Origin of the sequence: Mesorhizobium sp. M4A.F.Ca.ET.090.04.2.1, from assembly GCF_003999085.1 — a bacterium.
In the GTDB taxonomy this organism is placed as follows: Bacteria; Pseudomonadota; Alphaproteobacteria; order Rhizobiales; family Rhizobiaceae; genus Mesorhizobium.
On the sequence record NZ_RZOT01000833.1, the window covers coordinates 1 to 1,486 of the forward strand.

Annotated in this window: 2 protein-coding genes; one reads left to right on the forward strand and one right to left on the reverse strand. The window is 65.3% G+C overall.

The genetic code is table 11. The annotated features are described in order from the left end of the window. Positions 1-610 (reverse strand): TCP-1/cpn60 chaperonin family protein (locus EN781_RS32385; protein ID WP_281034416.1); only part of this gene is annotated, 610 nt, incomplete at its 3' end. Positions 611-938: 328 nt separating this feature from the next. Here EN781_RS32385 and EN781_RS32390 point away from each other — a divergent pair. Then, positions 939-1,436 carry a GNAT family N-acetyltransferase gene (locus tag EN781_RS32390; protein ID WP_126055273.1) on the forward strand — a complete coding sequence of 166 codons (498 nt, stop codon included), beginning with the start codon at positions 939-941 and terminating at the stop codon, positions 1,434-1,436. The last annotated feature ends 50 nt before the right edge of the window (positions 1,437-1,486 follow it).

Genomic DNA, 1,486 nt, shown 5'->3' on the forward strand with positions numbered 1-1,486 from the left:
AATAAGGGCTGAGATAGTCGCGATCGAACTGAATGCCCTCGACCACTTCGAGCTCGGTCTCGGCGGTCTTGGCCTCCTCGACGGTGATGACGCCCTCATTGCCGACCCTCTGCATCGCCTCGGCCAGGAAGCGGCCGATCTCGGCATCGCCATTGGCCGAGATGGTGCCGACCTGGGCGATCTCGTCGTTGCGGGTCACCTTGCGGGCATTGGCCTTGAGCTCGGCGACGATCACTTCCACGGCCTTGTCGATGCCGCGTTTCAGATCCATCGGGTTCATGCCGGCGGCAACCGCCTTGTTACCTTCCTGGACGATGGACTGGGCAAGCACCGTCGCCGTGGTGGTGCCATCGCCGGCAATGTCGCTGGTCTTCGACGCCACTTCGCGCACCATCTGCGCGCCCATGTTCTCGAACTTGTCCACCAGTTCGATTTCCTTCGCCACTGTCACACCGTCCTTGGTGATGCGCGGCGCGCCGAACGACTTGTCGATGACGACGTTGCGCCCCTTGGGGCCGAGCGTCACCTTCACCGCATCGGCCAGAATATCGACGCCGCGCAGCATCTTGTCGCGGGCCTCGGCGTGGAATTTCACTTCCTTGGCAGCCATTGGAACCCTCCCTCCGCGAGCCTTCCCTTGTCAGGGCTCGCACGCTTATCGAACTAGTCGGGCACCAATGGGTTTCAAGGGCGGCAGCCGAGAATCTTTCAATCTGCCGGTACTGCAACGCCCTGTAATCACGATGTTATTCAGGATCGCGCAAGCGCAGGACGGTCGGTCCCGAGGGCGGAGAGAGCTTGTGCGGCGCAGCATCGGAACAGTTCGCCGCGTCCACCCGTTCGGAAGGGGCCAGCGGCGCTGGCGAGCGGCCTTGCCAGGTGGGCGCTTGGGCTGCAGTAGTTGGCGTGCGCCGCGCCGGCGACAGAGGACGATGGAAATGGTCCAGATCAGGGCAATGACGAAAGGCGACCTGGCTGCAGTGTCGCAGTTGCTCGGCCAATCCTGGCGGCGGACCTATTCGCCGATCATGGGCGCGGAGACCACGGCGCGGCTTTCCGACGACAAGCACGCGCCGGACAAGCTGGCGGCGGAACTTGCAGACGACGACAAGATGTCCTTCGTCGCCGAGCGGCCCGACGGGTCGATCGCCGGCTACGCCATGGCGGCGATGGATGATCGCGGCGACGTCATGCTCGACCGCCTGCATATCGAACCGGAAGAGTACGGCAGCGGGCTGGCGACCGACCTCTTGCACGCCGTGCTCGCCGCCCATGCCGGCATCGCCTCGATCGCGCTCGAAGTGATCGAGGGCAACGACCGGGCGATCGCCTTCTATCGCAAGCACGGTTTCGAGGTGGTCGAGCGGCGACCCGCCGCGCACGGGGTCGGCGGCCATGCCTCGCTGATCATGCGCAGGCCGCTGCCGAGGGCGTGAGGCCCGGCGGGCATTGCCAGCGCGGCGGTGCGGGTGGTTCCTGTAGCGGC

Excerpts from the sequence above, each read along its gene's own strand:
- EN781_RS32390 (WP_126055273.1), top strand. The coding sequence starts at position 939 with ATGGTCCAGATCAGGGCAATGACGAAAGGCGACCTGGCTGCAGTGTCG.